19 protein-coding genes and 5 pseudogenes are annotated in these 21212 nt (G+C 62.0%); 8 read left to right on the top strand and 16 right to left on the bottom strand.

The genetic code is table 11. The features are described 5' to 3' along the window. Positions 1 to 73: 73 nt before the first annotated feature. A pseudogene (locus NKH83_RS30125) lies at positions 74 to 1263 on the top strand (IS701 family transposase). 315 nt (positions 1264 to 1578) lie between these two features. Here NKH83_RS30125 and NKH83_RS30120 read toward each other — a convergent pair. Continuing rightward, on the bottom strand, positions 1579 to 1896 hold the full coding sequence (locus NKH83_RS30120) for a response regulator (protein ID WP_352808672.1): 318 nt from the start codon (positions 1894 to 1896) through the stop codon (positions 1579 to 1581). Positions 1897 to 2406: 510 nt separating this feature from the next. Between NKH83_RS30120 and NKH83_RS30115 the strand changes: the two genes are divergently transcribed. Together NKH83_RS30115 and NKH83_RS30110 are read left to right on the top strand one after the other, a co-directional pair. After that, entirely contained in the window at positions 2407 to 2652 is a 246-nt protein-coding gene (locus NKH83_RS30115; protein ID WP_352808671.1) for a type II toxin-antitoxin system Phd/YefM family antitoxin, read from the top strand. Then, positions 2649 to 3034 (top strand): annotated as a pseudogene (locus NKH83_RS30110) (type II toxin-antitoxin system VapC family toxin). The gene NKH83_RS30115 and the pseudogene NKH83_RS30110 overlap by 4 nt, the downstream one beginning before the upstream one ends. A 40-nt stretch (positions 3035 to 3074) precedes the next feature. Here the strand turns inward: NKH83_RS30110 and NKH83_RS30105 are convergent. The 8 genes from NKH83_RS30105 to NKH83_RS30070 all read right to left on the bottom strand — a co-directional run bounded on the left by NKH83_RS30105 (position 3075) and on the right by NKH83_RS30070 (position 10244). Beyond that, positions 3075 to 3905 (bottom strand): BtpA/SgcQ family protein, encoded by an 831-nt coding sequence (locus NKH83_RS30105; RefSeq protein ID WP_352808670.1) that lies wholly within the window; start codon positions 3903 to 3905, stop codon positions 3075 to 3077. Then, positions 3902 to 4810, bottom strand: a complete 909-nt coding sequence (locus NKH83_RS30100) for a ribokinase (RefSeq protein WP_352808667.1) — start codon at positions 4808 to 4810, stop codon at positions 3902 to 3904. Before NKH83_RS30100 ends, NKH83_RS30105 begins: the two co-directional genes overlap by 4 nt. A gap of 3 nt (positions 4811 to 4813) precedes the next feature. Then, positions 4814 to 5584 carry a glutamine amidotransferase gene (locus tag NKH83_RS30095; protein WP_352808665.1) on the bottom strand — a complete coding sequence of 257 codons (771 nt, stop codon included), beginning with the start codon at positions 5582 to 5584 and terminating at the stop codon, positions 4814 to 4816. 18 nt (positions 5585 to 5602) lie between these two features. Beyond that, on the bottom strand, positions 5603 to 6700 hold the full coding sequence (locus NKH83_RS30090) for a phosphotriesterase family protein (RefSeq protein WP_352808664.1): 1098 nt from the start codon (positions 6698 to 6700) through the stop codon (positions 5603 to 5605). Positions 6701 to 6704: 4 nt separating this feature from the next. Further along, positions 6705 to 7709, bottom strand: coding sequence for an ABC transporter permease (locus tag NKH83_RS30085; protein WP_352808662.1), 1005 nt, complete (start codon positions 7707 to 7709; stop codon positions 6705 to 6707). Further along, positions 7706 to 8503: an ATP-binding cassette domain-containing protein gene (locus NKH83_RS30080; protein ID WP_023721835.1), complete on the bottom strand. Its 798-nt coding sequence runs from the start codon at positions 8501 to 8503 to the stop codon at positions 7706 to 7708. Before NKH83_RS30080 ends, NKH83_RS30085 begins: the two co-directional genes overlap by 4 nt. Positions 8504 to 8577: 74 nt before the next feature. Next, on the bottom strand, positions 8578 to 9516 hold the full coding sequence (locus tag NKH83_RS30075) for an ABC transporter substrate-binding protein (protein ID WP_352808660.1): 939 nt from the start codon (positions 9514 to 9516) through the stop codon (positions 8578 to 8580). Positions 9517 to 9632: 116 nt separating this feature from the next. Beyond that, positions 9633 to 10244 (bottom strand): cupin domain-containing protein, encoded by a 612-nt coding sequence (locus tag NKH83_RS30070; protein WP_352808659.1) that lies wholly within the window; start codon positions 10242 to 10244, stop codon positions 9633 to 9635. Positions 10245 to 11387: 1143 nt separating this feature from the next. Between NKH83_RS30070 and NKH83_RS30065 the strand changes: the two are divergent. From NKH83_RS30065 to NKH83_RS30050, 4 genes and pseudogenes are all read left to right on the top strand, one after another. After that, positions 11388 to 11483, top strand: a pseudogene (locus NKH83_RS30065) (hypothetical protein); the annotation flags it as partial. Positions 11484 to 11492: 9 nt separating this feature from the next. Continuing rightward, on the top strand, positions 11493 to 11849 hold the full coding sequence (locus NKH83_RS30060; RefSeq protein WP_352808658.1) for a hypothetical protein: 357 nt from the start codon (positions 11493 to 11495) through the stop codon (positions 11847 to 11849). Positions 11850 to 11950: 101 nt separating this feature from the next. Further along, positions 11951 to 13108 (top strand): putative hexosyltransferase, encoded by a 1158-nt coding sequence (locus tag NKH83_RS30055; protein WP_352808657.1) that lies wholly within the window; start codon positions 11951 to 11953, stop codon positions 13106 to 13108. Further along, positions 13095 to 13727 carry a hypothetical protein gene (locus tag NKH83_RS30050; RefSeq protein WP_352808655.1) on the top strand — a complete coding sequence of 211 codons (633 nt, stop codon included), beginning with the start codon at positions 13095 to 13097 and terminating at the stop codon, positions 13725 to 13727. Before NKH83_RS30055 ends, NKH83_RS30050 begins: the two co-directional genes overlap by 14 nt. Here NKH83_RS30050 and NKH83_RS30045 read toward each other — a convergent pair. From NKH83_RS30045 to NKH83_RS30035, 3 genes are read right to left on the bottom strand one after another with little or no spacing between them, the layout of a single operon-like run. Continuing rightward, positions 13724 to 14164, bottom strand: a complete 441-nt coding sequence (locus tag NKH83_RS30045; RefSeq protein ID WP_352808654.1) for a GtrA family protein — start codon at positions 14162 to 14164, stop codon at positions 13724 to 13726. The genes NKH83_RS30050 and NKH83_RS30045 overlap by 4 nt on opposite strands. Then, a complete protein-coding gene (locus NKH83_RS30040; protein WP_352808653.1) occupies positions 14157 to 14849 on the bottom strand; it encodes a class I SAM-dependent methyltransferase in 693 nt (230 codons plus the stop codon). Before NKH83_RS30040 ends, NKH83_RS30045 begins: the two co-directional genes overlap by 8 nt. Next, positions 14824 to 15864: a glycosyltransferase family 2 protein gene (locus NKH83_RS30035; RefSeq protein ID WP_352808710.1), complete on the bottom strand. Its 1041-nt coding sequence runs from the start codon at positions 15862 to 15864 to the stop codon at positions 14824 to 14826. The genes NKH83_RS30040 and NKH83_RS30035 overlap by 26 nt, the downstream gene beginning before the upstream one ends. A 195-nt stretch (positions 15865 to 16059) precedes the next feature. On the opposite strand from NKH83_RS30035, the pseudogene NKH83_RS30030 reads away from it, so the two are divergent. Then, a pseudogene (locus NKH83_RS30030) lies at positions 16060 to 16212 on the top strand (EF-P lysine aminoacylase EpmA); the annotation flags it as partial. 596 nt (positions 16213 to 16808) lie between these two features. On the opposite strand, the gene NKH83_RS30025 reads toward NKH83_RS30030, so the two are convergent. The 4 genes and pseudogenes from NKH83_RS30025 to NKH83_RS30010 all read right to left on the bottom strand — a co-directional run bounded on the left by NKH83_RS30025 (position 16809) and on the right by NKH83_RS30010 (position 20914). After that, complete coding sequence (locus tag NKH83_RS30025) at positions 16809 to 18584, bottom strand: SLC13 family permease (protein WP_352808651.1); 1776 nt, start codon at positions 18582 to 18584, stop codon at positions 16809 to 16811. A 108-nt stretch (positions 18585 to 18692) separates the two neighbouring features. Beyond that, positions 18693 to 18972 (bottom strand): annotated as a pseudogene (locus tag NKH83_RS30020) (PHP domain-containing protein); the annotation flags it as partial. A 971-nt stretch (positions 18973 to 19943) separates the two neighbouring features. Next, positions 19944 to 20360 carry a hypothetical protein gene (locus tag NKH83_RS30015; RefSeq protein ID WP_352808650.1) on the bottom strand — a complete coding sequence of 139 codons (417 nt, stop codon included), beginning with the start codon at positions 20358 to 20360 and terminating at the stop codon, positions 19944 to 19946. A gap of 329 nt (positions 20361 to 20689) precedes the next feature. Then, positions 20690 to 20914, bottom strand: coding sequence for a hypothetical protein (locus tag NKH83_RS30010; RefSeq protein WP_352808649.1), 225 nt, complete (start codon positions 20912 to 20914; stop codon positions 20690 to 20692). Positions 20915 to 21212: the final 298 nt, after the last annotated feature.

The raw sequence follows: 21212 nt of genomic DNA, 5'->3' as shown, positions 1-21212 counted from the left end.
GGATTACCAGCCTAGTACTACAGTTGCGGATCATTGGTTTTCTGATTCACTTCGACAGGTTATGGAGGGAACCATGTCTGTCGCTTCGTGGTCAGGGCCGTTGTTGGCTTGGGAGCAGGAGCTCACAGCGCTGAAGGCGCGGGTTGGGGCGGGTGCTTCCTCGTCGTGAGTTGCGGGGAGACGGGCGCAGATTTCCTTGACGGCCTTCTTTCCGCCATTGAGTGCAAGACAGGCTGGCTGATGGCTGAGCAGTCCGGAGCGGAGCGGCCCTATCGGATGCAGTCGCTGTTGGGGCGCAGCCACTGGGACGCTGATCGGCTCCGAGACGAGGTTCGCGATTATGTGGTGGAGGCGTTGGGCGATGAGGATGGCGTCCTGATCGTCGACGAGACGGGATTTGTGAAGAAGGGCGATCGTTCCGCCGGTGTCGCGCGTCAGTACTCGGGAACGGCGGGGCGGATCGAGAACAGCCAGATCGGCGTGTTCTTGGCTTACGCGAGCCGCTACGGCCAAGCGCTGGTCGATCGTCGCCTTTATCTGCCGGAGAGCTGGACAAAGGATCGGGCGCGATGTGCCAGGGCGTCGATCCCGGAAACGGTCGAGTTTGCGACCAAGCCAAAGATGGCGCGCGCCATGGTCGAGGCGGCGCTCGATGCCGGCGGCCTGTGCGCTTACGTTCTGGGCGACGCTGTCTACGGGGCGGACAGCGGCCTTCGCCGGATGCTGGAAGCTCGCGAGCAGCCCTATGTCTTGGCGGTTCGAGGCGCTCACTTCATGCGCCGGGGAGGGGATCGTCTGTTTGAGGAAACCTCGCCCGAGGAACTGGCCAGCGAGTTCGAGCCCGACGACTGGGTCTGTCATGCGGCAGGTGAAGGCGCCAAAGGGCCTCGGCTCTTCGACTGGGCACGCATCCGCCGCCCTTGGACGTCAAAAGGCGGCTTCGAGCATTGGCTTCTCGTCCGCCGCAAGCGATCGACATCCGGAGAAAAAGCCTACTACCTGGTCTCCGCCCCGCCCGGTTCCTCCTTGGCCGAATTGGCGGCAGTGGCCGGCCTGCGCTGGGCGATCGAGGAGTGCTTTGAGTGCGCTAAGGATGATCTCGGACTTGATCATTGCGGGGCTCGGTCCTGGCACGGATGGCATCGGCACATGAGCCTGTGCATGGCCGCCCTGGCATTCCTCTCGAAGCTATCGGCTGATCTTCGCCGCAGCGCATGGAGCAAACCGAACGATACGAGTCCAAAGGAGCCAATCGCCGCCTGATCCGGATGGCTGCGCTCGTCCCGAGCGTCCCCGAGATCCGCTATCTCCTCGCCCGGATCCTCATCTTCCCACCGACACAAAAGCCCTTCATCATCGCCTGGCGCTATGGCGACGACGACATCAGGCCGCGGCCACCATCTGTCATTACAAACGGCATGGACATCCGCAACTGTAGTACTAGGTCACGACGCGATCCGCGGCCGTCCGGTGGCGGTCGCGACAAGGATGGCTTCGACGAAACTGCGTTCGCCTTCGATTGTTGCAACCCTTATGGCTGGAATACGGTGACCCGTGTGCTGGGAAGATACGACCAGTTCAAGCCAGCAAATGCGCCAGCAGCGCCCTTAGCTGCGCTGGCTTCAGCGGCTTGCGCATCAGCTCGATGCCAGCGGCGCGGGCGGCGTTGGCGACGGTCTCCGAACCGTCGGCGGTGACGATCAGTGCCGGCACGGCGCGGCCGAGATAATCACGGACCTCGGCGATTGTGGTGGTGCCGAGGTCGCCGCCGTCGAGATGCTGGTCGGCTATAACAATGTCTGGCAACCAGTCGGTATCGCCAAGCATGTCGAGCGCGTCACCGGTCGAGGTGGCGGGGCGCACCAGGCATTGCCAGCGCTCGAGCAGGGAGGTCATCGCCTGCAGCACCTCGATTGAGGCAGTCGATCGCGCCATCGAAGACGAGAAGCGGTTGGCCTTGGCCCTCGAGAGCGCCGCTCAATTCCGCCGACCGACTAAACCGAGAATCGTGAAGGGAACATAGAGTCCGGTAAGGCCCTTGGCGCCCGTCGCGTCGATCGCCTTCGGTACAGCGTCGGGCTCGTCGCCGCTGTGGTGCAGCGCCCTAAAAGCGGAACGTTTCGCTTCCGGCCCCTGCACATCGTAGAGCATTTGTTCGGCAAAAATCGGTCCTGTGAACTCCGACCTCGCATGGCGGACCAACAGGTTCGGCCAACATCAGGTGAGACGTAGTCCCAACAAACATGCAGTTCAGACAATCGATTACGCGCCTTTGTTGAAGTCGTGCCATGCGGCCGATCCGAAAGGATCAGCCGCATCCGGCATCCTTCACCTTCACTGATTGAAACACGCTCGAAAATCGGGCTCGTGTAGACTAAGTTGCATGGACTAAGTCAGAGGCCCGCAATGCCCACCGTCAATATCCACGAGGCCAAGACGCATCTGTCTCGTCTTATCGAGAGGGCGGCCAAAGGCGAATCCTTCATTATCGCCAAATCCGGCAAGCCGATGGTCAAGGTCGTTGCCATAGACGCACCTGCCGCCGGCGAAATGCGTCGCGTGGGGTTTATGGCCGGGCAGTTTTCAGTTCCGGACGATTTTGATCGTATGGCCGCTGAGGAAATCGAGAAGCTGTTTGGCGGCGATGCATGAAACTTCTGCTCGATACCCATCTTCTGCTTTGGGCGGCGGGCGAGCCCGAGAAGCTCCCGTCCGCCGCCCTCGCCGAAATCGAGAATGTCGACAACCACCTGACTTTCAGCGCCGCAAGCCTCTGGGAGATTGCCAACAAGCGCGGTCTGGGCCGCCCTGACTTTAGGGTCGATGCGCGTCTTTTACGTCGGGGCCTGATAGACAATGGCTATCATTAGCTGCCAATCACCAGCGAGCATGCCATTGCGGTGGATGGGCTTCCACCCATCCACAAAGACCCCTTCGATCGGATCTGATTGCTCAATCGATTGTCAAAGGCATCACATTGCTGACCATCGACGATCTGGTCGCGCAGTATCCTGGGCCTGTCCGTCGTCTCTGACGGAGGTGGCCCGACCGGTGGGCTAGGCGGTTGAAGTCAGCTATCGCTTCAGACCACCCATGAACGCCTTTACTCGAGCAGAGTCGACCTGGTTCCACCAGACGCCGTCGTGCTTCAGCGCGCTGGCGATGATGACCCCGTCGACGATGGCGAGGATATCCTTGGCATTGTCCGCCGTGACACCGCTTCCGACCAGCGTCGGCAGGCCGGCGGCCTGCTTGATCATGCTGATGTAGCCCAAATCCGCGGCGTGGCCGGTGCGCTGGCCGGTAGCGATGATGGCATCGGCATCGAAGAAGACCAGGTCCTTGACTAGTTCCTCCACCGGACGGTCGGCGACGATGGCATGTGCGCCGTGTTTGACATGGGCATCGGCGAAAATGCGGATGCCGTTGGCGCGCAGCCTGGCGCGGTAGCGCGCCGCGCGGCCCGACTCGCCTTCGACAAAACCCTCATTGGCGACATATGCGTTCGCCCATTGATTGACGCGGACGAAACCGGCGCCGGCAGCGCTGGCGATCGCCAAAGCCGGGATCGCGGCATTGGCCAGCACGTTGATGCCGACCGGTCTGCCGAGCTCGCGGCGGATGCGATCGGAAATGACCGCCATATAGGCCGCCGTCTCCGGCCCGATATCGTCAGGCTTGGCGAAAGGGATGTCGCCATGGTTCTCGACGATGACGCCGTCGCAGCCGCCGTCGAGATAGGCTTTGGCGTCATCGAGCCCGCGCTGGTAAATCACTTCCACGGCCTCGCCGTCGTAGCGCGGCGCGCCGGGCAGGGGCGCCAGGTGAACGACGCCGATCACTACCTTGGTGCGGCCGAAAAGGTGCAAGAGTGCGTCGCCGCCGGATTGGCCTATCTGGGTCATGAGAGCTCCGTTTGATCGATGAGCACCGCCACCTCGGAGGCGGAAGGACAGGATGCCAGCGTGCCCGGCCGTGTCACGGCGATTGCGGCGGCCGCAAGCGCAAGATCCAGCGCCGAGGTGACCAACATGCCCCGCGCAAGCCCGCCGGCGAGACAGCCGCAGAACACATCGCCGGCGCCGCTGGTGTCGAGCGCCTCGACCTGCGGCGCCGGCAAACGAAGCGGCTCTTCATGGCCCGGGCCAAGCACGAGACAGCCTGCGGCGCCGAGCGTGATGACGACGGTGCCTGCACCTTTGGCTACCAGCGCGCCGGCGGCTGCTATCATGTCATCCCGGCCGGTCAGGGTTTTCGCCTCGGATTGGTTGACAACCAAAAACTCCGCCAGGCCAAGATCGGGAACGGATGCCGCATCGATCGGGCTGGCGTTGAGAACAGTGCGTGCGCCGTTTTCCCTTGCTGCTCTGAGGCAGGCATTGGTCACGGCAGTCCGCAAATTTCCCTGGCAGACGAGGATATCGTCGGGAGCGATCCAGCGGACAAGTGCTGTTTGCGCCACCGGATCGAACGCTTCGCTGCAGGCAACGCCGCTGACGATGAAGTTCTCGCCGCCTCGATCGACGACGATGGTCGAGCGGTCGCTCGGCAGCTCGAATTCGCTGACCTCGAGGTCTGACAGTTCGCTGTCAAGGCGGTCTCTGATCCATGTGCCTTCGCGGTCCTTGCCGAGCGCCGTCCAGAACGTCACCCCTGCACCAGTCCGCGCTGCTGCGACCGCCTGATTGGCGCCCTTGCCGCCGAGCCCGTCGGCATAGCTCACGGCATTCAAAGTCTCGCCAGCCGCAGGGAAGCGGCCGACGCGAAACACGGTATCGACGCAGGCATTGCCGACGACGTGGACATGCATGGCTCAGCTCTCACCGGTCGCCCAGCCCAGCATCTGTTCGAATAGGGTCTTGTAGCCTGGCCAGGCGATGAATTGCGGCGGCAGCCAATGCGGCCCGACATCGGATGTCCAGGCCACGGTGCGGCCCTTGCCGTAATGGCCGGTGACAAGCAGCGGCAGCGAACCATAATCCGACGAGACGCTGGCCAGAACTTCCGAATTGTCCTTCAGTGTCACCTCGTTGAAGCCGAGCAGGATCGGCCAGTCCGAACCGAGACCCCTGAGGATGGGATGGCTCGACCCGGCTTGCGGCACCGGCGCAAAGCCTTCGGGAACCTCGACTCGGTCGTCGAATGCCAGGCAGTTCACCGGCAGCACGTCCTCAATCGGCGTCTTGCGGTAGCGCGCGCCGCCATTGATGCCCTGGAAGCTGTAGTAACCGCCGAACATCAACAGACCGCCGCCGCCGCTGACGTAATCGCGGAGCAGGCGCAGGCGGTTCGGCGTCGGCTTAGAGTGGACCCAGGTGTCGGGATGCAGCAGCAGCGTGTTGGCGCCAATGTCGGAGAGCACGACCGCGTCATAGGCTAACAGCGCCTCCATCGTCTGAGGAAACCCGCGCTGCGCCTCATGTGCCGGCATGAAGGTGACGTCGAAGTCGGTCGCCTTGAGCGCGCCCAGCAATTCGTCGGCGCCGGTGTGATAGGTGACAGTCGGGAACTGGTCGAAACCCTTGATGTGGGTCGCGGTCGACACCCAGGATTCGCCGGCAAGCAGGATCTTCTTCTTGGACATTTGAACTCCGTCGTAAGTCTAGGCCGCTTGGAGCCGCGCGAACACGCTCTTCGGATTGGCGATCAGCATGCGGTCGATGGCCGCCTGCTCGACGCCATGCCGTTTCAGGCGCGGTATGAAATGCTTCAGGATATAGCCGTAGCCGAAGCCGCCGAAGCGGGTCAGCATGATCTTTAGGAAGACATCCTGCGACAGCAGCAGGCGGTCGCCGAAGCCGGCCTCGACAAGATTCGCGATGGCGCGTGCGTTCTCCTCGTCGGAGGGCGATTGCGCGTCCTGGTCGGCATAATAATAGTCCATGCCGATCATGTCGTATTCGAGTAACGCGCCGCGCCGGGCGAGGCTTTTCTGGTAATCGGGATCGTCGTGGCTCGGGTTCATGTGGCAGAGTACGGTGTGGCGGAGATCGGCGCCCTCGGCCTCGACGATATCAAGCACGTCGTGCGCCAGCCGCTCCCAGCCAGGCAGATGGATCGACAGCGGCACGCCGGTGATGCGCGAGGCGCGCGCCGAAGCCCGCAGCGACTTGCGTTCTTCGGCGGTGAAATCCTTGCTGACGCCGACCTCGCCGATCAACCCGGCCATGATCGGCGGTTGCGTCCCGCCGCCGCCGACGTCGTTGACGATGAACTCGGTAACGGCGTCCACATCCATCGCCTTCAGCCATTCGGGATGGGTGTGCTCAAGATAGAAGCCGGTGCCCATGACGATCTTCAGGCCGGACATGCGGCTGATGCGGGCGAGCTTGTCGGGGTCGCGGCCGATGCCGATATTGGTGGCATCGACGACGGTGTGGCCGCCCAGCGCGCGATAGCGCTGCAGCTCCGACAGCGCCAGGTCGGCGTCGTCGAGCGAGACGTTGTCGCGGTTGACGTAAGGGTTCATGCGCAACTCGCCGATGATCTCGATGTTCACCGGCTGCTCGGCGATCGCCATGTCGTCGGGGTGGCAGGGGCATTTCCAGCTGCGCGCGCCATCGAGCAAGATGTGCTCGTGCATCAGCGTGATGCCCATCTCCTCGACCGGAACCGGGCCGAGCACGGTCATCACATGGCCGGTTGCGACCCCGACTGGCAGCCGCTGGGCGGGCACTGCGTCATCGAACAGACCGCTCATCGGCTCAACGGCTCCGCACGGCGCCGCGGAACAGGCGGAAGTTCAGCCAGATGGCGATCAGGATGATCGTTCCGGTGACGATCGGCGTCAGGAAAGGCGACAGATGCGCCAGGATCAGGCCGTTGCCGATGACGGCCACGGTCAGCGCGCCGAGCACCGTGCCGATGATCGTTCCGCGGCCGCCGAACAGGCTGGTGCCGCCGAGCACGACGGCGGCAATGACTTCCAGCTCGAAACCCTGTCCGGCATTCGAAGATCCCGATCCAAGCCGGGCAGCAATGATGATCCCGGCAAGGGCTGCCGCGGTGGCGGAAATCACGTAGACGAAGAGCGTCGTCTGCCGCGTGTTGACGCCGGCACGCCGCACGGCCTCGGCGTTGGCGCCGATACCGGTGACATAGCGGCCGAATGGCGTCTCGTTGAAGGCGAGATAGGCGATGGCCAGGATCGCCAGCGCGATCAGCGCCGGCACCGGCACGCCAAGGAACCAGGCGCGGCCCAGCACGGTGAAAGCGCTTCCTGGCTCGATCGGGATGGAATAGCCGCCGGTGATCAGCAGCGCCACGCCACGGATCACCGAAAGCCCGGCAAGCGTGACGATGAAGGACGGGATGCCCTCATAGGCGACGAAATAGCCCTGCGCCGCGCCAAGCAGGGCACCGAGCGCCAACATGGCGACGATAACGACTGGCCACGGCAGGCCGAACTGCAAAAGCGTCGCCGACAGCGTCGCCACTAGTGCCAGCACGGAGCCGACCGAAAGATCGATGCCGCCGGTCGTGATGACGAAAGTCATTGCCGCGGCGACGATCAGCAGCGGCGCCGACTGCCGCAGGATGTTCAACAGATTGGGCGATGTCAGAAACGCGTCGGTCGCAACCGAGAAGATGATGCAGACGACCAGAAAGAACAGCGCGATCGAGACGACACTGCCATTGGCGTGCAGCACATCGCGCCAGGTGCCCTTGCGCACTCGTGAGGGCTGGGCGGCGTGGATCGCGTCGCTCATGCCGGCGCTCCACCGCGATAGCCATTGGTGGCGGAACGCGCACTGAACTTGCGGCCGACGATCAGATTGACCACGTCTTCGATATTGGTCTCGCCGATCAGCCGCTCGGCGACATTGCGCCCTTCATACATGACCTGGATGCGATCGCAGACGAGGAACAGATCCTGCAGCCGGTGGGTGATCAGGATGACGCTGACACCGCGCGCACTGACCGCGCGGATCAGTTCGAGCACCGCCTCGACTTCGGCCACGGCAAGCGCTGCCGTCGGCTCGTCCATGATCAGCACGGCCGGCTCGAACGAGGCGGCGCGGCCGATCGCGATCGACTGGCGCTGCCCGCCGGAGAGGTTTTCGACCTTGAGCCGGGTGTCGGCGATGACTATGCCGAGCCGATCGAGCATCTGGCGCGTCTCGTCATGCATGCGCTTCTTGTCGAGAAAGGAAATGCCTGCGATGCGGCGGCGCGGCTCGCGGCCGAGAAACAGATTGCCGGCGACATCGACAGTGTCGCAGAGCGACAGGTCCTGGTAGACCATCTCGACGCGCGCCGCACGTGCGTCCGCCGGCGAGCTGAAGATCACCGGCTTGCCGTCGATTTCGATGGTGCCGGCGTCGGGAACCACAGCCCCCGACAGCACCTTGCTCAATGTCGACTTGCCGGCACCATTGTCGCCGACCAGCCCTAGCACCTCGCCCGGCTTCAGCGTCAGCGACACGTCATCGAGCGTCTGGATGGCGTTGTAGCGCTTTGAGATGCCGCTCATCCGCACCCGATAGGTCTGGCCACTGCTCATCTGGGATTCCACGCGATTGCAATGTGTCCGCGGCGCAGCCTCAGGCGGCGCCGCGGCTCGGTCGCCGACGCAGTTTACTTGAACATCGCGCGGTATTGGTCGACATTCTTCTTGGTCACGATCGTCACCGGGATATTGATGATCGGATCGATTTTCTCGCCCTTCTTGAGCTTGCCCAGCGCTTCGACCGCGGCCTTGCCTTCGCCGGCCGGATCCTGCTGCACGACCGCGACCACCCAGCCGTCGTCGATGCCCTGAACGGCCTGCTTGGTCAGATCCCAGCCGAATACCTTGACGTCGCTGGTGCGGCCCTGGCTGGTTACGGCCGAAACGGCGCCGAGCAAGGCCGGCTCTCCGGTCGCATAGAGCGAGTTCATGTCCGGGTTGGCGGTCATCAGGTTTTCCGAAGCGCTCAACGCGGTCTCCTGAACGTTCTGGCCGTCGACCGTGTCGAGGAAGGTGACGGCCTGGCCGCTTTCGGTGACCGCCTTCTTGAAGCCGTCGAGCCGCTGGTTCTGGATGAATGAATTGAGTGCGCCGACGATACCGATCTTGGCCTTGCCGCCCATCTCGGTCTTCACATAGTCGGCGTAGAATTTGCCGATGTCCTCGCCGGCCTTGGTGTTGTCGACGCCGATGAACGAAATATTGTCGCCGTCGGGGATCTGCGCGTCGATAGCTATGACGGGAATGCCGGCCGACTTGGCGGCGGTGATCGCAGGCTTGACGCCGTTGACGTCGATAGCGACCAGAATGATGCCGTCGACTTTCTGCGTGATGTAGTTCTCGATCGCGTCGTTCTGCGCGCTCGGCACATTGTTGGCGTTGAAAATGACCAGCTTGACGCCGGCGGCGTCGGCTGCCTTTTGCGCGCCCTCGTTGATCTGGTTGAAGAACAGGGCCTGCTGGTTGATGTTGACGAGAGCGAACGTATCGGCAAGCGCCGATCCCATCGCTGCCGACCCCATAGCAATGGCGGCGGCACAGCCGGCGAGAAGTTTGAACAGACGCATTTCGGTTCCCCTTGCTTGCGGACCAGACCTCGGCTGGTCCCGTTGGTGCTACAGGCACAAGGCAAACATTCAAGAGACTTGAATATTTGTCAATCCAAATGACCGCAGAGCGTTGCTCAGAAAGTCGCCGGCGTGTTGACCCAGAAAATGCTAGCGCGTTCCTCGCCGATGTTGCGGTAATGATGCGGCAACTCCGACCTGAACACGAAGGCATCGCCCGCGGCGAGAGCATGGCTCTTGCCGTCGACGATCAGTTCGATCCGGCCGGCGAGCACATAACCGACTTCCTCGCCGGCATGCTGGATCGGACCTTCGCTCGAGCCCTCTGCCTCGATGTGATGGATGTTGCATTGTAGGAGGTGGCCAGGCGAATATGGAATGATGCGTTCGAGCGAAATGCCTTCGCCACGCCGTAGCGCGTCGAGCGCGATCAAAGGCCTTGCGCCCGCCCGAAATACGATCGCCTCGTCGTCATCGACTTGCTCGAACATCCAGCCGATGTTGGTGTCGAGAACTTCGACCAGGCGGTGAAGCATGGGCAGTGACGGCGAAGCCTTGCCGTTCTCGATCTTGGACAGCAGGCTTTCCGAGCAATTCGCAGCCCCAGCCAGCGTCTTCAGCGTCATGCCGCGTGTCTGGCGGGCGAGGCGCAGCCGAGTTCCAAGTCTCGCGGCATTTACGGTGGCGTCCGTTTCTGACTCTGGCCGCCGTCGATCGAGCTTGTTCATCTGTTCGCCAACCATTCAACGGTCAAGGGCAACTATCGCGCGAGCAAAAGACCTCGGCCGACGATTTGCAAGTGCTGATGCGTCAAATTCGAGACTGCAGCCGCAGCTACCACATCCGGCGAATGCCGCTCCCGCATCAACCGTGCTGATGATCCCGCGCCAGTTATCCCCTATCGCTTGGCTGCCCATCGGGGCCGAAATCGCCAGCCGCGGAGCGCGCCCAGAAGTCACCCGCGGCAGTGCGCCCTATGGAGTAACGCCCAGGGTGCGCAGGCTCTCGGTGGCCGCGGCGTATTCAATGAAATCCCTGGGGCAGTCGCGCACGGCTTGAGCTTCGACAATTTGAAGAAAGTACAACAGAATTAATGGACTAGCGCCTTGCGGATGTGAAATGCGGAAGCGCGGTTAATGCTTTAGAAGTATAGATACATCTACACGAGGTGCGAAGAAGCAACGCCAATACAGCTGATTGGTTACAACATATTTATTTTCGCATATGTGGTATTGACCGTCCGGGGATTCCTGTACCCGGTCTCGTGGGATGGTGAAATTATGCGGCAAATAAGTGTAGCCACCGTCTACCCTGGACCGCACCGAAGACCGAGGTACGGCGCGGCAATCAGAACCACCGCAGCACTTGAATTTGGTCTGCGGGTCAATCTTGTCTTCGTACCAATCATGGGCGTTAGCGGCTGTTGCGGCGGCGATACACATTGCCGTGAAGATGAGCCTTGGCATGGCATTCCTCAATATCTGGCAGGCGCTGCTCGTTTGGGTTTCCATGTATATTAGCGTTCCATTGAAAATACCATTGGCCTCCGATCGACTAACGCAGCTCCAGCCAGCGGCGCCCGCAGCCGAAAGACCGCGTTGCGTCACGTCAGGACGGCACTTGCGCCGAACAAAGGTCTGCTCTTGTCGCTCCGGTTTGAAAGCCGACCGTCTGCTTCTGCGCCTTCTTAGCGGCCGTTGAGGCCAGCCTTTGCCACTGACTGAAAGCGGACTTGACTGCTGGTCTTGGTATTTCGCGAGCCAGTTCTGCAGATGCTCTCTTGAGACGTAAAGGTTCTTTCGATCGGTCGATAGACGGCTAAGTCTCCTTGGAGAGCGCTCGCCGGAGCATGCTCACTATCGCCGGCGCTCAAGGTCAACGGCCCCGATGTCGATCTGGCTGCCATCAGCAGCGACGGTTACGCCGCGATCCGCCGCGAATGGCGCAAAGGCGACCGCGTCGAGCTCGACCTCGAAATGGCGGTCGACCGTCTATACGCCAACCCCCAGGTGCGGCAGGATATCGGCCGCGTCGCACTGGCGCGCGGGCTGCTGATCTATTGCGTCGAGGAGACCGACAATTCCAGCCAGCTGCACCGCATCGCCCTGCCGCGAACCGCCGACATCGAGGCGCATCAGCAGCCGAACCTTCTGGGCGGCGTCGTGACACTTTCGGCGATCGCCAAAAAGGAGGCTTTCGAAAACTGGGAAGAGGGGCTCTACCGCACCAAACCGCCGGCGGTGGAGGAAGCGAAGCTCACCGCCGTGCCGTATTTCGCCTGGGACAACCGCGACCCCGGCGAGATGCTGGTCTGGCTCAGAAGCGCGGGGTAGCGGTACCGCCATTCGAGCCGCGTTGCATGCCTTGAATTCACCCGGGCGCGCGTCATCTAGCTTTGCGTGGCGCCAGCCACTTGAACGGGTGGAGGCAGATTTTGGCGCTCGAAGCTGTCGCGCGTCGGAACGCCGGCGGCCGCTTTATTGCGGTCGCGGCGGTGCCGCTGCTGTTCGTCGTCAGTGGACTGGCCATTCGCTATGCCGCATTTGCTTCGGTCTCGGCGGAACCAGGCTTCGCAGCCTATACCCAGGCGCTCTGCCGGTGGGATTGCGCGTGGTATGTCGACATTTCCGAACACGGTTATGAGCGCTTTCCCATTCCAAACCAGAGCAATGTCGGACGCTGGGGCTTCTTCCCGTTCTATCCGATGGTGGTGGCGGCAATCCGGTCTGTTTTCCCTTTCCCGACGATAGTGGTTGCATCGATCACATCGATTGCGTGCAGCTACGCGGCCTGTCTGGTGGCGTGGCCGCTGATTGAGAAGAACATGCGCGCTTATGTGCTGTATTGCGCCTTTCTGCTCAGCGGCCCGTTCTCCTTTCACTTCACGACCTTCCTGACCGAACCTCTTTTCGTGCTGCTGACGTCGTGCGTTTTTCTCGCACTCAAACGCTCCAGCTATCTGGCCGCGGGGCTGTCATCGGCTCTGCTGTCGGCAACCAGGCTCGTCGGAGTGCTTGTTGTATTTGCGACCGTCATTCAGATGTTCAGGGATTACCGCGCAAAGGGCGGATCGGCGCTGTCGTTCCCGCGTTGGTTGCTTGGCCGACCGGATCTGCTCGTTGCAATTCTCATCTCGCCTGCCGGCTTGTTCGCCTACATCCTGTTCCTCTATCTGACGGTCGGGGACGGCTTTGCCTTCCTGCACGTCCAGCGCGCGTTTGGACGGGTGGCGGGCAATCCGCTCGCCTTTATATGGGATGGACTCTCGGCCGTTCCGACAGACGGATGGCTGCCCACAGCCCCGCAATGGAGCGCGCTCGCCGCACTCATAGGACTCGCATTATCGGCGGTTCTGGCGGTTCGCAGGCAATATGGCGCCGCGCTGTTCTGCGCCTGCTGCATCATCTCGCCGCTGATCACGAACCTGGCCTCGATGGTCAGATACGTCGTTGGGCTTGCGCCTCTGACAATGTTGCTGACCACGCTGTTGTCGGCGTCGAAGCTGACTTTTCTTGCGGCTCTGGGTCTCTTCCTGGGCGCCTGCTATTTCATGACCGTCGCATGGATCGGGGGCTATCTTGCCCTGGTCTAGCATTCCGGACCCATATCGGCGCGCGGCCTCGCTTGGCGGCTACGCGCTGGCGGCGGTTCTGGCCGGCTCCGAAATCATCATCCTTGCGCTTGCCGTCAATCCGAACGTCTACGCCGACTATCGCGCCTATTACATCGACCAGACGACAACCTGCCTCAACCGCGACGCCGTCGGCAGCTACGCCCTTGGCCAGACAGTGTCCTTCCGGTCCGATGGGGCCAAACAGGCCGCCGGCATGATGGTCTGTGGCTGGTCGGGGCCGGTAGCCGACGGCACCCATTCCCTGGGCGAGACCTCGCGGCTTCGCCTGAAGCTACCGCCGCTTCGCGACGGCCTGACGGCCACGCTGCAAATGGCCGCTGTCATTCGTCCGCCACAGATCACGCAAAGGGTTGTGATCTCGGTGAACGGCGTTCGGGTGCATGCGGTGATGCTGTCCGGCAAAGAGCCACGCACGGTCACGTTCGTCATCCCACCGGCGGCCCTCCCCGGGGCGAGGACACTCGACATCGCCTTCGACTACCTCGACGGCATTCCGCCAAGTCCGGCCGCCAGCAACATCTATAAGCGCTCCATCAAATTGTTGTCGCTCCGGCTCGATCCCATTGAGGCGGATTAGGGCGGGCGATCACGTTGCTGGCCGGGTCTTCGCTGCGCAAAAACCCAGCGGTCGAGCATGAAGAGATTGACCCCCGGAGCAAGCAAGCATGTAACCAGAATGGCAATGATCGGCGGCAGGCCGAGTTTCGCCGTCAAAAGTGCCGGCGCCGCGTAAGCCACGGCGAAGCCGGTTGCCGTCAGCAAGAGAAAACGCGGAGCCTCCGATCGATGCGATCCGCTCGACGCGAAAGTCACGAACTTATGAGCAAGATAAGAAAACAGGGCGGCTGCGGTGTAAGCCGCGAGCGAGGCACCGACCGGCGAGAGGCCGAACCGTTGCCATTCGACCAAAGCGGTGGCCATCACTGCATACAGGATCGTTGCAGCGATGCCGACCGACCCGAAGCGCGCCAGCAGCCTCAGCCCGGCGTCGCCGGTCGAACGGCGCTCAGACATAAGCGCTGCACACGTACTGGGCTCCAAGCGGCAGGGCAGAAAGCAGGCGCTCGACCTTTTTGGCCAAGGGCCTTGCCGAGGGCAGCAGCAGGAAATGCTCGGAGCGGATGTCCCTGAAGCCTGTTTCCTGAAAGAGGGACCTTGCTCTGGCCGCGTTGAGCAGGACCGCATCGTGGTCGAACGGACACCGGAACACCGCAAGACGCGTCATCGGATTATAGGGATTGTGCTCGATGATGCAGGCGACACCGCCTGGCCGCACGACGCGCCGCATTTCCAGGAAGAAATCGAGCCAGGAGGAGGGCGGAACGTGATGGACGACACAACTGGCGAAAGCCAGGTCGAACGTGCCGTCCTCATAAGGCAGCCCCTGCGTGCTGCATGTCCTGTAAGCCACACGCGGATTGTGTTGGCTGGCGCGCAAAATCGAGTCTTGCGAGACGTCGCAACCATCGAGGCTGTCGAAAGCGCCGTCGAGATAGGGGTGGAGCGAACCGACGCCGCAGCCGACATCCAGCGCCGTTACAGCCGACCCACCCTGCCGAAGCTTTCGCTCGACCACCAGACGCCGCAGCAGGTCCGCCTTGGCGACAAGGAAGAAGTCGTGCCTGAGTCCGGAAAACCGGATGGACCCTTCGACCGCCTCGCCATAGTTGGAATTATAGCTGTCGAAGAGTTCGCCCATTGGCGGGAACTCCACTCCTGGGCTTGTGAAACGATCGGCGGCGCTTACCAGAGACGGCACGCATCGCCTCGTCGAAGCCGGTGAGCCGATCGATCACGTACAGCGGGCGGCGTTTCACCTCGGCGTGGATGCTGCCAACATAGAGCCCGACCACGCCGGTCATGAAAAGATTGATCCCGCACAGGAGCGACACGATCACCACCGTGGATGTCCACCCGGCAATGATGCCGGCTTCAAAAAACCAGGCAAACATCGCGTAGGCACCAAAGACCACCGCAAGCACGGAAATGGCCAATCCGCCCCAGAGCGCTAGGCGCAACGGCTTCTCGGAGAAACTGACGATGCCGTGAACCGCAAGCTGCATCATCTTCCAGAATGGGTACTTGGTCTGGCCCAGGGTTCGCGCGTGGCGCTCAAAGGGCACTGCCGTCTGCTTGAAGCCCATCCAGCCGAACATGCCCCTAACGAAGCGGTCATGTTCGGGCATATGCTTGAAGGTTTCCAGCGCCTTGCGGCCGACCAGGCGAAAGTCGCCGACGTCGCGCGGAATATCGACCGACGTCATTTTCTCCAGCAGGCGATAGAAAAGACTTGCCGTAAAGCGCTTGAACCAGGAGTCGCCCTCGCGCTTGACTCGGCGGGCATAGACGATCTCGAAGCCTTCCTTCCACTTTGCCACCAGATCGAGAACGACCTCCGGCGGGTCCTGCAGGTCGGCATCCATGACGATGACGGCATCGCCCGCAGCGGCATCCATACCGGCGGTAATCGCCATCTGGTGGCCGAAATTGCGGGAAAATTCGATCAGCCGAAAGCGTGGTTCGGCGGCGACCATCTTTTGCAGGTATTCGACGCTTCCATCGACGCTTCCGTCATCGACGAAGATGGCCTCCGTTTCTCCGTCCAGCCGGCCGATCAGCCAACTGATCCGCTCGACCAGCCGAGGCAGCACCTGCTCTTCATTGTATATGGGCAGGACCAGCGAGTAGCGAGGCGGTGACCTGTTCACCGTCATTCCAGGGTCGTGGACCACAGACTCTCGCATGCGGTTGAAAATGGAACGAAAGCTACAAAGTTCCAAACGTATGTAAGAAACTTCTAATTTAGTCAGTTATGGTTAGAATGCCGGTTTTCAGTGAGAGATGAGCGTCCGCAGCGAGGCGCGAACTGTCGGTAGGTCGCCGGCGAGGTTCGCCCGGCGGGCGCAAAGCGTCTTAGCTTCCGCGGCCGCGAGGCCGACCCGTTTGCCGGGCCGGAACGGTTGAGCGTCGCCGAGGCCTTTATGCGCCATGCCGGCATCGATCTGCTGGCCACAGTAGCAGCGGACGGCAGCACCGACCGCGAGGGCTTGCCGGCTCAATCTTAACGCATCTCGTGAATCCCTCTGCGGCAGGAGCAATGGAGCCCGCCATTGAAAAGCATCCGAGTTATACCTCGTCTATCTGTCGCCCAGGAACTTGAAAGCGCCGCCTGTTGTGTCGGAGACATACCTCGAGCCGATCTGCAGATCATTCTGCGCCGCGCTGCCTGTTGCTTCGGAATGTCACTGGCGTGCCGCTTGAGCCGACGACAGAAGATGCGCTGAACTCGATTGCCGCCGAGATGCGGGAATGGCTGGAACAAATGCCTATCTTCCGGTGCGCGAGGTCGATGACGAAGTGAGACGGACGGGACCGCGTAGAGAGACGTCCACGGTTGCCCGTAACCGACCGCGAACAGTTCTGTTGCTTGCCGTGGCGGCGGCCCCGATTGGTGCTGGGCCTGCGCCGGTCTGCTAATCTGCCAACGGGCGCAACCGGGCCGTTCCGATAGGCACGCTGGATGGCCGGGTTCCACGCTAACCGCTTCTTCTTCAGCACCATCCCAAATGTCGCGCACGCTTCCAAATCAGACATTACGCTGGCGCTGTTCAGAGTGCTCCAGTCCGCTCGAGCGCCTGGTGGCCGCGATGGCAAAAAACTACTGCAACGGCCAGACCAGCATCAGCATCGGAACGGCGACTAGGATGACCAACATCGACAGCGGCAAGCCAAGCCGTGGGTAGTCGCTGAAACGGTAGCCGCCGGGGCTCATAACAAGCGTATTGCATTGGTGGCCGATTGGAGTGAGAAAATCGCAGCCTGCGCCGATCGCCACCGCCATCAGGAAAGCTTCGGGGCGGTAGCCCAGCATTTCGGCGAAACCGGCGGCAATCGGCGCGACGACCAGCACGGTGGCGGCGTTGTTGAGGAATGGTGTCACCGCCATGGAGACGATCAGGATCAGCGCCAGCGCGCCGAGTGGCGGTAGGGTTGTGGCGATATCGGCGAGCCATCCGGCGATGGCGTTGGTGGCGCCAGTTCGGCGAAGCGAATCGCTGACCGGAATAAGAGCTGCAAGCATGACTAGGATCGGCCCATCAATCGCCGCATAGACCTCACGCAGGGGAACGACACGGAAAAGCACCATGGCGACGGCAGCTGTGAAGAAGGCAATCGGCACCGGCAGCATGCCACCAGCGGTGGCACCCATCGCCGCCGCCAGTATGAGGACTGGGACGACGCCGCGGCGCGCGCTGCCGAGCAGGATCGGGCGCTCGGCGAGCGGCAGGGCGCCGAGTTCGCGCAAGATCTCAGGCAATCGCTGCGGATTGCCTTGCAGCACGACCACGTCGCCCATCCGCAGCGTCACTGCACCGAGACGCTCGCTGATGCGCTCGCCTTTGCGGCTGACGGCCAGCAGATTGACATTGAAACGGTCGTAGAGCGCCAGCTGTTGCGCGGACCAGCCGATAAGCGAGGAATGTTCGCCCACGACGGCTTCAATGGCGGTGGACGATTCGTTGCCACCGCCGCCGGCCGCCTCGCGGCTCCCGGTGACGCTGAGCTTCGCCTGGGCGACGACCCGGTCGAGCGCCTCCGGCAGGCCTTCGACCAGCATGATGTCGCCCTCGCGCAGCACCGCGTCCGGCAGCGGCATGATACGCTGAGTGCGAGCGCGCAGGATCGACGTGACCACCACTTCTCCGCCGGCATATTTCAGAAGGTCGGCCACGCTCTTGCCGTTGACCACCGAGTCGGCAACGACCCGCGCCTCGGTGACATAGCTGTGGCTGTCGAGCGCCTCGTGGATGGAACTAGACTCGCGGGTTCGCACCGGCACCAGCCAGTAGAATAGCGCCAGGAAGACGATGCCGGCTGCTGCCAGTGCCGCACCGACCGGCGTGAAGTCGAACATGGTGAAGGCGGTGCCCGTGATTTCCTCGCGAATGCGCGAGACGACAATGTTGGGCGAAGTGCCGATCTGCGTCATCAGCCCGCCGAGCAGCGAACCGAATGCCATCGGCATCAGGAACACCGAGGGCGAGGTGTTGGATTTGCGGGCGAATTGGAAGGCGATCGGGATCATGATCGCCAGCGCGCCGATGTTCTTGACGAAGGCCGACAGCACGGTGACGACGGCGACCAGAAGGACGAGTTGCGCCCGGATGCCGATCACGTTTGGCGCGTAGCGCTGGATGGCGAGTTCCATGATGCCGGAGCGCGCCACGCCGGCGCTGACCAGCAGCGCGCTGCCGACGATGATAACGATATCGTCGCTGAAGCCGGAAAACGCCGCGTCATATGGTACGACTCCGGTGGCGAGCGTGGCGATCAGCGCGCCGCAAGCGACGAGATCATAACGGAAACGGCCCCACACGAACGCCGCCATCGTGAGTGCGATGATGGCGAAGGAGAGAACCTGATTGATCTGCATCGGCCGCAAGTTCACTTGTTGCGGCTTGCGATGTCAACGCCTCGTCAGCGCTTGGTGGAGTGGAAAGCGCGAGGACGGATGACTTATGCCGCTCCGCGCGCTGCCTCGGTCCGGGTGGCGCGCAAACAGCCGCGTCATTTCTTCGGGTGATTGAGATAGCGGTCGGCATGGAGCTCGCGCCGGAACCCCAGCTCGTTGATCGTCACGTTGTGGCGAATGGCCGTCACCACGTCCTGCAGGACGCGTCGGCCAGGTTCGTGGAACAGAACGTCGTTCGTCACCACCGTTGGCACCCGCATCTTTGTGGCGAGGTTGGAGAGCTCAGGCAACCGGACCTGGTCGTAGGACGGCGGCGCAGGGTCAGCGCCAGATAGGCGTGGTCGCCAAAGGCCAGCAACTGCCATGTGCCTCTGCGTGGCTTTCGACAGTCGCGAGTAGCTGTCAGCCACCTTCAGTCACTGTGGCATCGCAACGGAGGCGCACCGTCTTGCACCATTTTCAATAGTAGCTAAGGAAGAACCCGCGTCGTCCTCTCCCTCCGGACACGCGGGCTCGCCCATCCGAAGCAGCCGCGACTACGGGAGCATGATCGTTCGCCCTCGCTTAATACCTTGTTGCCCTCGCTCCCGATGTCTCAGGTTGTCTTTGTTGATCTTGGCCGTCACGATGTACACTCGACGGCTCCGATCCCGTCCGCTGCTTCATCTTTTCGGCCAATGCGGCGAGAGAGGGGGGCGCCACACTAGCGAAGCCACAACTCCCTGTGTCACGAAGCGCTAGAATTTGGGAATGCGCGCCCACCTTTGCTCGATCCCGAAATCGCCGACGAGGGCGCCCCGCGTCTTGCGTGCTGACAGGCTAGAACGAAGAGCGTCTGCTTGCCTCGCCCCTCTGCTCAACGCGGTTGCTGAGGATACGGACTGGCGCGAGCTTGCAAGGATCAATGGCAAGCCTCGGTGTTTTGGTGGTCAAACGTGTCCTTCGCTCGGAGGCTTCGAGACGTCGCGTCGCAATCCCTCCGGGCCGCTGGCCCGCCTACGCGCGGCCGAGCTCAGCTTTAGCTCTGAATCCATGCTTGGAAAGCCAGCCAGCGTATAGGCGGCGGCCATCGAGCCAAACCGCTTTTTGAACACGCGGTATGTGGGCAGATCGGAGTCCGCATTAATCAGCGACAACGTGAGATTGCCCGTGAGCGGCGCGTAGCCGCCGAAGTCCGTCTAGGAGCTGTTCATCCGAGTACCGTTACTGAACTCTCCGCCGGCCCGCCACGTAGCCGACCGCCGCATGCCTCACGGTAGCGGGCTTTCTCATTTCCGAAGCGCCATCGCGTCCTTCTGGACGCGCGGCGCTGTAATGATTTCAGCCGTTTGGATAATGGCCACCATCGGAGCCGTCGCCGATTAAGAAGCCACTGCCGCTGTCGAGCCGGAGCTTCTGGTCGAGATTATCGGCCTGGCGAAGCAACTGCTGGTATTTCGGAGCCGGGATCCGACCATGATCCGCACCGGCTGTCCTTTCGGCTGCCTGGCTGATGTGGGCGGCCTGCATGTGCAGCCTTTGCGCCTCCGCCGGCGTGATCGTCTTCTCTTGCCTAGCATCGGTGATACCCTTATCGATGCCCTGTACCTGGTCGAGGAAGCCGGCCAGGCGCGGACCATAGAAGACGGTCGGCGTCGACTCGTCGAGGGCTCCCTTGGCATGTCCGGCGGCATAGGCGCTGGCCAACGGAAGGGCGATGAGAATTGAGGTGAGGGTTGCAATCCTGAGAGAGCGCACGGCGGCATCTCCTTTTGTTAGGGAAAGCGGCGGCGTGGGGTCCTTCCGCCTTCCGTCCGGGCCGTCCGGTTCCGTCGTGTCGCGATGTGGGAGGCATCGCCGGCGGTTCTCGGCCCTGGGGGAGAGACTAGGAGCTCGACGCAGCAAAAGGTAAATTAAAAAAAGATAATCTTCGCAGGTGCTTGCTGCCCGAGACAGCGCGCCCTAACTGGTGCCATCGCCTGAGCTCCCAATGTGGCGCCGATGTCGTCTGAACCTGCCGATAGTCGCAGGAAGACGCAGGACTCCAAGGCAACTGCCGAGAGAGCCCGCTGTCTCAAGATGGCGGGCTATTTACCTTGCAGGTCGCTAGTCAGAACTCTAACGCGGCCGGCCTCGTCCAACTGCCCTGCATCGTATTTTTTAGATGCCATTTCGCGGACGGCATCCAAGCCGAAGTCTTCGATCGCTTCGGTTGATGTTACGACGAGGACGCGCTCTGTTCCATCAAAGGCTTCAAGCAACAACTCGAACCGCTCAGTGATTCCCTCTTCGCCGGTAAAAACCAGACCCATATGCCTTCTCCCTAACAAGCTAGCGATTCAGCCATGTGCCATGTTGCATCCATGTCGCCTGAACCTGCCGACAGTCGCAGGAAGACGCAAGAATGCAAGGAGACTGCCTAAAGAGGCCGCTCCCTCATGGCGGCGGGTTTTACTAATTCGCTTGCTCGCCAATGCCCCTTGAGAAGGCCCGAGGTTTGACGGGATGGATACGTTCCGCATTGGCTAGAGCACGTCCTGTGATCGATGAATCGATTGTGATGTGACGGCTGCGTTTTGTGCTGATTCAACATCCACCTCGAGGGAGGTG

This window comes from Mesorhizobium sp. M0909 (genome assembly GCF_040319515.1).
GTDB lineage: Bacteria > Pseudomonadota > Alphaproteobacteria > Rhizobiales > Rhizobiaceae > Mesorhizobium.
Note: the sequence above shows the minus strand (reverse complement) of the source record. Positions and strands in the feature narration are given on the sequence as shown.